Below are 7,966 nucleotides of genomic sequence, written 5' to 3'. Positions count from 1 at the left end.
CTGCTAAGCTCATGAAGCACATCATAGCCATAAGCAAGAACGTTAAATAAAAGCGCGTTGGCGCCGGCGTCAATCGCTTTTCGAGCATTCGCAGCAAGAGCTGAGGTAGGCCCTGTCAAGTTAACGGCGTAAAGCAGCTTTTGGCCGGTCTCTGCTTCAGCGCGACGCGCTGCATCCATACAAGCTTCGACACGTTTCTCCAGAGGGGTAAGTGGATTCTCAAATAGGATTTCATCATCCTTGATTAAGTCCACACCGCCAAGCGCTTGCTTATAGAACTGATCTTGAAGATTGGCTAGATCATAACCGACAACGGATTTGAAAATACTCATTAGCAGCGGGCGATCATGTACGCCAAGCAAATCGCGAACACCGTTTAATCCAAACTTAGGACCTGGAAAAGCAGATGCAAAATCCTCAGAAACGTCGAGATCCATAAGCTTGATTTTGCCGTCCATGGACAGCTTGCCGAATACAGTTACTAGCAAAGCAGGGAGGTCACGGCTGAAGTTGATGTCTGGGTAAGCAATTCGAATGTCGGCATAGCGCTCACCGGGCAATGCATTTTCGGGCTCATGGACAGTAACGGACAATACTTTTCCAAGATGCTTTTCCATATTCGCCTTTTGCGCTTCAGGAAGCTCAGTCCAGCTGCCGACGGTTAAGCCAACAGCGATCGAAAGCGCCTTTTTATTGAAATCCGCTCGATCATCATAAGAACGATACGTTGCGATACAAACTCCAATCATTCGTTAATGCTCCTCTCGATAGCTTCTCCAAGCTCGCCTGCACGTTCTGCTGAGCGATGGATAGCTTTCTTGATTGTTTCTGAAAAATGATTTTCGGCCATCAGCTCAAGAGCTGCCTGCGTCGTCCCATTTGGCGATGTGACCTTGCGGCGCAGCTCTGCTGGCTCTTCGCCGGTATGACGAACCATTTCCGCTGCGCCAAGAACCGTCTGAACGACAAGCTCCTTTGCTGCTGTCTCCGAAAATCCTAGTTGGATTGCGGTATCGATCATCGACTCCATAAAGTAATAGACATAAGCTGGGCCGCTGCCAGACACGCCTGTGACAGCTTGCTGGAGTGACTCGTCTACGATTGCATTAATGCCAACAGAGCTGAAAATCGCTTCTGTAAGTGCTTTTTGCGAAGTAGTCACAATATCTGAATAACTAATTCCAGTTGCTCCTAGACCAATTGTGCTGGATGTGTTCGGCATCGCGCGTACGACGGAAGCCTGCCCACCAAGCAGCTGCTCGATTGCTTTGATCGATAACCCGGCAATGACCGATATAATAAGCTGTTTAGAGGAAATGAACGGCTTAATGGATGCGATCGCTTCAGCAGCATCCTTAGGTTTCATGGCTAGAAAAATAATGTCTGCCTCTTTTAAATAAGCTTCATTAGAGGAGCCTTGCACGATGGTTTGTATACCGTATAGCTCATTTAGCTCAGAGAGCCGATCTTTATTTTGTCGATTGAGCATTGAAATCTTACTAGGTGCAATGAGGTTTTTGTTAATTAGACCTCGGGCAATGGCTTCCGCCATCGATCCGGCACCATAGAAGCAAATTTGCTGACTGGCAATTGCTGTTTGTGTAAGCTGTGTCATGAAGTATTCCTCCGTTGTTCCATTGATATTGGACTGAATTCGTCCTGTTAGCCCCGTATTTGTCCAGTTCCATAAACCAGATATTTAGTAGACGTCAATGCAGGCAAACCCATTGGACCGCGTGCATGAAGCTTTTGTGTACTAATGCCGATTTCAGCTCCAAACCCGAATTCAAATCCGTCGGTAAAGCGAGTAGAGGCGTTATGATAAACGGCAGCCGCATCAACATCTTGAATAAATCGCTCAGCGTTTTCGGAGTTTTCGGTCACAATACATTCGGAATGTTTTGTACTGAAACGGCGGATATGCGCAAGCGCGGCGTCAAGATCTGAAACGACGCGGATATTCATAATATAATCATTGTATTCTGTACTATAGTCCTCATCAGTTGCCGGTTTAATGCCTGTGAGAAGGGAAGCCGTTCTTTCGCAGCCGCGGAGCTCAACGCCTGCTTGAACAAAACGATCAGCAAGTGCAGCCAAATGCTGCTCTGCAAAAGCTTCGTGAACGAGCAAGGTTTCCATGGAGTTGCAAACCGATGGCCGTTGTACTTTGGCGTTAAAGGCAATCTCGACAGCCATCGTATAGTCAGCGCTGGCATCTATGAAGGTATGGCAAATACCAGCTCCTGTTTCGATGACCGGTACAGTGGCATTTTCAACGACATTTCGAATAAGCGATGCGCCTCCACGAGGAATGACAACATCAAGCAAGCCATTAAGCTTCAGCATTTCGTTAACCGAGGCACGATCTGAATCCTCTATTAACTGAATGGCATCAGCTGGCATTGCCGTATCTGAAAGTGCATTTTTTAATACCTCTACGATTTTACGATTTGACTCGATAGCAGCTGATCCGCCGCGAAGCACGACGCAGTTGCCAGTTTTTAAACATAAGCCAGCCGCATCGACAGTAACATTGGGACGAGCTTCATAGATCATGCCAATGACGCCGATTGGAACTCTGATCTTATTTACTTTAAGTCCGTTAGGACGATCGAAATGCTCAAGCAGCTCACCAACAGGGTCCGGAAGCTCAACAATTTGTCTAAGTCCCTCAGCAATGGATGCTATACGATCTTTATTTAAAGCAAGGCGATCGAGCATGGAAGGGCTTGTGCCTTGCTCGCGACCTCGCTGCAGGTCAAGCTCATTTGCAGTAATAATTGCGTTAGTCTCGGCGATTAATGCATCAGCCATACGAGATAGAGCCGTATTTTTTTGTTCTGTGGACAAACGATTCATAATGGCAGTTGCATCTTGAGCTAAAGTTGCTTTTGTTCTCACTTCACTGATCATAGCGGAATCCCCCTTATTATTTTAATGTAATCCATTCGTCTCGATGAATAAATTCGATACGGGATACATCGACTCTACGTTTAACTTCTTCAGTAGTAAGGCCGGCCACAGCTTGAATTTGCCATGCTGCATAATTGACAACGCCTCTGCCAATGGTTTGGCCTTGTGGATTAATGACTTCGACGACATCTCCGGAATGGAAATCGCCTTGAATTTCTTTTACGCCGGCAGGGAGGAGGCTTTTGYCGCCTTCCAGCAAGGCTTGAACAGCGCCTTCATCTACAAAAACCTTGCCTAGCGGCATAGAGTGAAAGCCAAGCCATTGCTTCTTCATCGGAAGGCTGTTCAGCTTCGTATCAAAATATGTACCGCGGCCATTGCCTTCCACAGCTAGCTTCAGATCGCCTTCTTGCTGCACCTTACCGATAAAAGCATGTACGCCGCCGCGCATGGCGATGCGTGCTGCTTCGATTTTGGAACGCATGCCGCCTGTTCCGACGGAAGAGCCAGCTCCGCCTGCGAGCTTCATAATATCTTCAGATATTTGATCGACGCGCTCGATCTTGACCGCTTGCGGATTTTTACGAGGGTCCTCTGTGTATAAGCCGTCCATATCGGTAATGATGATCAGCTGTGAAGCTTTCGTCATCGCAGCGACAAGCGCTGATAAGCTGTCGTTATCACCGAATTTAGGAACAAGCTCGTCGGTTGCCACCGTATCGTTTTCGTTAATAATCGGTATGATGCCAAGCCGCAGAAGCTCTTCGATTGTCATAAGTGCATTTTGAATGCGGCGGCGATTGGAGAAATCCGCACGCGTAAGCAAAATTTGTGCAGCTACTATGCCATAACCGTTGAAGGCTTCTTGATAGGCTTGCATAAGCAGTGCTTGCCCTACAGCAGCGGCTGCTTGTTTTTCATGAACGATTTTTGGCTTTGCAGCATAACCGATTTGACGAAAGCCAGCTGCAACAGCACCTGAAGTTACGAGCATCACGCCATTTCCTTTTTTATGCAAGGAAGCGAGCTCTGATGCGAAATATTGAATACGCTCGCGGTTTAGACCCCCTTCTTCCGAGGTAAGCGAGCTGCTGCCAATCTTTACGACAATACGTTCCGTCATCATTAATCCCATCCTATGCTTGTTTGGTGACAACAAAAAAGACTTTCGTCCATAAAGGACGAAAGTCTTTGCTTCCGCGGTACCACCTTTGTTGATAATCCTTAAATAGAATTATCCAGCTTAAGCCTATAACAGAAGGCGCTGTCCGGTTCATAGCCGGCCGCTCGGAGGTAGGTTCAGCAAGCGGCCTTCGGTAAATTCTTGCAGCCCATGGAATTTACTCTCTGATCGCGACCCATCTTGCTTAATTGTCCCGTCATCACGTTTCATGTTCAATTCCTACAAGCATATCACGATCCCATGCTGCTGTAAAGCAAGGTAAATGGCGGATATATTCTAAAATAAATTTAGTTTTCCAATCCGTTCAATCGCTTCTTGCAGGCGTTCTTCACTTGTAAGAAGACCAAGCCGAACAAAGCCTTCACCATGGGTACCAAACCCTACGCCTGGAGCGACAACAACATCAGCCTCATAAAGCAGAAGGTCCGCAAAAGATTCAGATGTATAGCCTTCAGGTACAGGCAGCCAGCAGAAAAAAGATCCTCCTGGCCGAGCGGCTTTCCAACCAATTCGGTCAAGGGCAGTAAACAGGGCATTGCGACGGCTTTCGTACATTGCTGTAAGTTCAGCGACACATTGCTGTGGCCCCGTCAGTGCAAGTGCGGCTGCTTCCTGAATGCCACCGAATAGGCTGCAATAATAATGATCTTGGATTAAATTGATTAGCTTGACGATTTGAGCATTTCCGATCGCAAAGCCAACACGCCAGCCAGCCATGTTATAAGTTTTGGATAGGGTATAAAACTCAACGCCTACTTCTTTCGCGCCTGGCGTCTGCAAGAAGCTGATCGGTTGATTATCATCGAAGCCAATTGCGCCATAGGCGAAATCACTTGCAACAACGATACCGTGCTTTTTTGCGTATTCCACCGTTTGTGCATAAAATTCCGCATTAGCAACAGCACCTGTTGGATTGTTCGGATAATTCATGAACATTAGCTTTGCGCGCTCGGCTATTTCTGGACTTATGGCGTTATAGTCTGGCAAATAGCTGTTTTGTTCTGTTAACGGCATAAATGACATCTCGGCACCTGCAAGCGCCACCCCAGACCAATAGTCAGGATAACCAGGGTCCGGCACGAGACAGACATCGCCGGGATTAAGCAGGCATTGGCTAATTTCGACAAGGCCAGTTTTTCCTCCGAAGAGGATAGCGACTTCAGTAGTGGGATCTATATCTACGTTATAATCCTCTTTGTACCGCTTCGCCACGGCTTCCTTTAGAAAAGGGTAGCCGCTAAAGGGTGGATATTTATGGTACAACGGATTAGCTGCAGCTTCCTGTAGCTTCGCAACAATATGGGGAGGAGTCGGTTGATCCGGATTGCCTTGTCCCAAATTGATGACATCGCGTCCTTTGGCCGTTTGAGCATTTGCTTTGGCGACCAGCTTGGCAAAAAATTGCGTCGGAAGTACATTCATCCGTTCCGCAGGTTGAATAAAGTGTTGACCGATTTGTGTTTCCATACCTCACACTCCACATGACAAAATCGCTATCTATTTAGGCAATAGCTTTAATGTAGCATGAATAGCGGGAGATGAGAAGCGGCTGGTTATGCAGCCGGAATGCCTACCCTGTCAATAAAGGGTTTAATATCTGCTTTGAACAGGAATAAAAAAGGTCTGCGCTTCTCATCAAACACGAGCAAGAGAGGAGGCTTTTCCTTACAATAAAAGAGAAAAAGATCATCGGATGTAACGGAAACGTCATTTGCTTTGATGGTCACGGCCTTCTCAAGAGGAACACGATACACATAGCTGCAGCTTGAATCATTTGTCATTTGTGGAGCAAGACCAGTGATGGAACCAACCCATGAAGAAGCCATCTCTTGATATTTGGCGTCATTTGGGATTGTCTTTGTTACTTTACCGGCGGCTACATCGAATACTTGAACTGGCTTAAGCCCTGTTTCTGGGTTAGGAGCGCCGCTAAGTGCTTGATGAGCAGAAGCGAAGTTGGCAAACAGGAAAATCGAGCAGCAAGCAAGAAGCATTGCAGCTATTCGTTTTGGAAGCATAACAGACATTCTCCTTTATGTTCGTAAAGTAGTAAATCCCTCGTTGTTACGTTTCCCATCTTGACACAGAACCATGACAGGGTATCATTAGGTGAAAAAAGGATCAACAGGAGGAACGGCATATGAGTAAACCATTGCGGCTTGCATTGCTGCAAATGCATATAGAAGCAGGAAATCCAGAAGCTAACTTCACGAAGCTGGCGAGCATGCTTGAAGAAGCGATGAGCCAAACGAGTAAACCGGATGTCATTATGTTTCCGGAAATGTGGAACACAGGTTACGCTTTAACTGAAATAAAAACGATTGCAGATCGTGAAGGCGAACGCACTCGTGCTTTTTTATCTGATTTTAGCAAGAAGCACAGCGTTCATATTATTGGAGGTTCAATCGCGGAACTTAAGGAAGACAAAGTGCTGAATACAATGTATGCATTTGATCGTTCAGGCCATGTTGTATCCGATTATTCAAAAATTCATTTATTCCGTCTTATGGATGAAGAAAAATATTTGGCTGCAGGAGATAAGCTTGGCAGGCTTGAGATAGAAGGGACAAAAGCAGGCATGATGATTTGTTATGACATCCGCTTCCCTGAGCTAGCTCGCAAGCTTGCGCTGGATGGAGCCAAATTGCTATTCGTTCCAGCAGAATGGCCGCATCCAAGACTTCATCATTGGCGTACTTTGCTTACGGCACGTGCAATTGAAAACCAAATGTTCGTCATCGCGTGCAACCGGATGGGCTCGAGCGGTGACACTAATTTCTTTGGTCACTCGCTCGTGCTTGATCCTTGGGGAGAGACGATAGCGGAAGCGGGCGAAGAGGAAACGATTATATACGCAGACATCGATTTGGATTTAGTTGATGCTGTACGCACAAAAATTCCTGTTTTTGAAGATCGCAGACCTTCTATTTATGAAGCTTGATTACCGATAGCTGCTTATAGTCATATTGAGTGTACGGATAAATGCTTCAGCAGCTTTGGATAAATATCTGCCTTTGCGGCTCGCCACGACTAACGTTCTTGTAGGCTTGGACGACAAGGGAAGGTAAACAGGCATAAAATCAGAGCCTTTGACTCGCGTAAGCATTTGCGGGACAAAGGCTATTCCCATTCCGCCTGCCACTAAGGATTGAATGGTTTCCATATTGCTGCTCTCGAATACGATTTGCGGAGTGAAACCTGATTGCTCACACAGTTCGACTGTAATTTGCCGAAAGCCTTGTCCGCGCTTAAGTCCAATAAACGGCTCTTTATCAAGTTCGGAAATCGAGATTGAGCCTTCTCTTAGTGAAAGAGGGTGCTGTGGAGGGACGGCTAAGCAGATTTCTTCCTCCAAGAATGGTTCCCATGCGAGAGAGTTGTCAATGAGCGGCAGCGAGAGCAGACTTAAATCGGTACCGCCGCTCGCAGTAAGCTGCTCAAGCTTTGCAGTTGTTTCTTCAACTAGAACGACTTCAATCTGCGGATATTGTTCACCAAATACTGGCAAAACAAGCGGGAGTATATGTGAGCCAGTTAGCGGCAATGTACCGACAACAAGTCGTCCGCGCCGCATTTGCGCCATATCGTCCATTTCCTGCTTTAACTGCTCAACAGCGTCAAGAATTGCTTGTGATTTATGAACGAATACTTGTCCAGCTTGCGTTAGTTCTACAGAATTTGTTGTTCGCCGGAACAGAAGTACGCCGATTTCTTGCTCAAGCTTGGAGAGCTGCTGACTTAGTGAGGGCTGAGCGATATGAAGCTTTTCCGCTGCTCTTGAAAAGTTTTTCTCTGAGGCGATTTGAATAACATAATTTAATTGTCTCAATTCCATATAAATTTTCCTTTCAATTGTTTATTATGTAAGGA

At 46.4% G+C, this 7,966-nt stretch carries 8 protein-coding genes; 1 reads left to right on the top strand and 7 read right to left on the bottom strand.

All coding sequences use genetic code 11. The features are described from left to right. The 6 genes from AC1DSE_RS25705 to AC1DSE_RS25680 all read right to left on the bottom strand — a co-directional run. On the bottom strand, positions 1-749 hold a 749-nt coding region (locus tag AC1DSE_RS25705; protein ID WP_477528390.1), incomplete at its 3' end, for a RuBisCO large subunit C-terminal-like domain-containing protein. Next, positions 746-1,615 (bottom strand): pyrroline-5-carboxylate reductase, encoded by an 870-nt coding sequence (gene proC, locus AC1DSE_RS25700; RefSeq protein WP_477509622.1) that lies wholly within the window; start codon positions 1,613-1,615, stop codon positions 746-748. The genes proC and AC1DSE_RS25705, both read right to left, overlap by 4 nt. Before the next feature lie 47 nt (positions 1,616-1,662). Then, positions 1,663-2,913 (bottom strand): glutamate-5-semialdehyde dehydrogenase, encoded by a 1,251-nt coding sequence (locus tag AC1DSE_RS25695; RefSeq protein WP_477509621.1) that lies wholly within the window; start codon positions 2,911-2,913, stop codon positions 1,663-1,665. A gap of 16 nt (positions 2,914-2,929) precedes the next feature. Beyond that, entirely contained in the window at positions 2,930-4,036 is a 1,107-nt protein-coding gene (gene proB / locus AC1DSE_RS25690) for a glutamate 5-kinase (RefSeq protein ID WP_477528391.1), read from the bottom strand. Between the two features lie 336 nt (positions 4,037-4,372). After that, the gene (locus AC1DSE_RS25685) at positions 4,373-5,563 is read right to left on the bottom strand and encodes an aminotransferase class I/II-fold pyridoxal phosphate-dependent enzyme (RefSeq protein ID WP_477509620.1); all 1,191 of its coding nucleotides are present in this window, start codon (positions 5,561-5,563) and stop codon (positions 4,373-4,375) included. 86 nt (positions 5,564-5,649) lie between these two features. Then, positions 5,650-6,114, bottom strand: coding sequence for a hypothetical protein (locus AC1DSE_RS25680; protein WP_477509619.1), 465 nt, complete (start codon positions 6,112-6,114; stop codon positions 5,650-5,652). Between the two features lie 122 nt (positions 6,115-6,236). Here AC1DSE_RS25680 and AC1DSE_RS25675 point away from each other — a divergent pair, with 122 nt between their 5' ends. Then, positions 6,237-7,037, top strand: a complete 801-nt coding sequence (locus AC1DSE_RS25675) for a carbon-nitrogen family hydrolase (protein ID WP_477509618.1) — start codon at positions 6,237-6,239, stop codon at positions 7,035-7,037. Here the strand turns inward: AC1DSE_RS25675 and AC1DSE_RS25670 are convergent, their stop codons facing one another. Then, positions 7,038-7,931 (bottom strand): LysR family transcriptional regulator, encoded by an 894-nt coding sequence (locus AC1DSE_RS25670; protein ID WP_477509617.1) that lies wholly within the window; start codon positions 7,929-7,931, stop codon positions 7,038-7,040. Positions 7,932-7,966: the final 35 nt, after the last annotated feature.

The sequence above is a fragment of the Paenibacillus sp. 01L418 genome (genome assembly GCF_056400045.1).
Note: the sequence above shows the minus strand (reverse complement) of the source record. Positions and strands in the feature narration are given on the sequence as shown.

Excerpts from the sequence above, each read along its gene's own strand:
- AC1DSE_RS25695 (WP_477509621.1), bottom strand. The coding sequence starts at position 2,913 with ATGATCAGTGAAGTGAGAACAAAAGCAACTTTAGCTCAAGATGCAACT.
- AC1DSE_RS25670 (WP_477509617.1), bottom strand. The coding sequence starts at position 7,931 with ATGGAATTGAGACAATTAAATTATGTTATTCAAATCGCCTCAGAGAAA.
- proC (WP_477509622.1), bottom strand. The coding sequence starts at position 1,615 with ATGACACAGCTTACACAAACAGCAATTGCCAGTCAGCAAATTTGCTTC.
- AC1DSE_RS25685 (WP_477509620.1), bottom strand. The coding sequence starts at position 5,563 with ATGGAAACACAAATCGGTCAACACTTTATTCAACCTGCGGAACGGATG.
- AC1DSE_RS25675 (WP_477509618.1), top strand. The coding sequence starts at position 6,237 with ATGAGTAAACCATTGCGGCTTGCATTGCTGCAAATGCATATAGAAGCA.
- AC1DSE_RS25680 (WP_477509619.1), bottom strand. The coding sequence starts at position 6,114 with ATGCTTCCAAAACGAATAGCTGCAATGCTTCTTGCTTGCTGCTCGATT.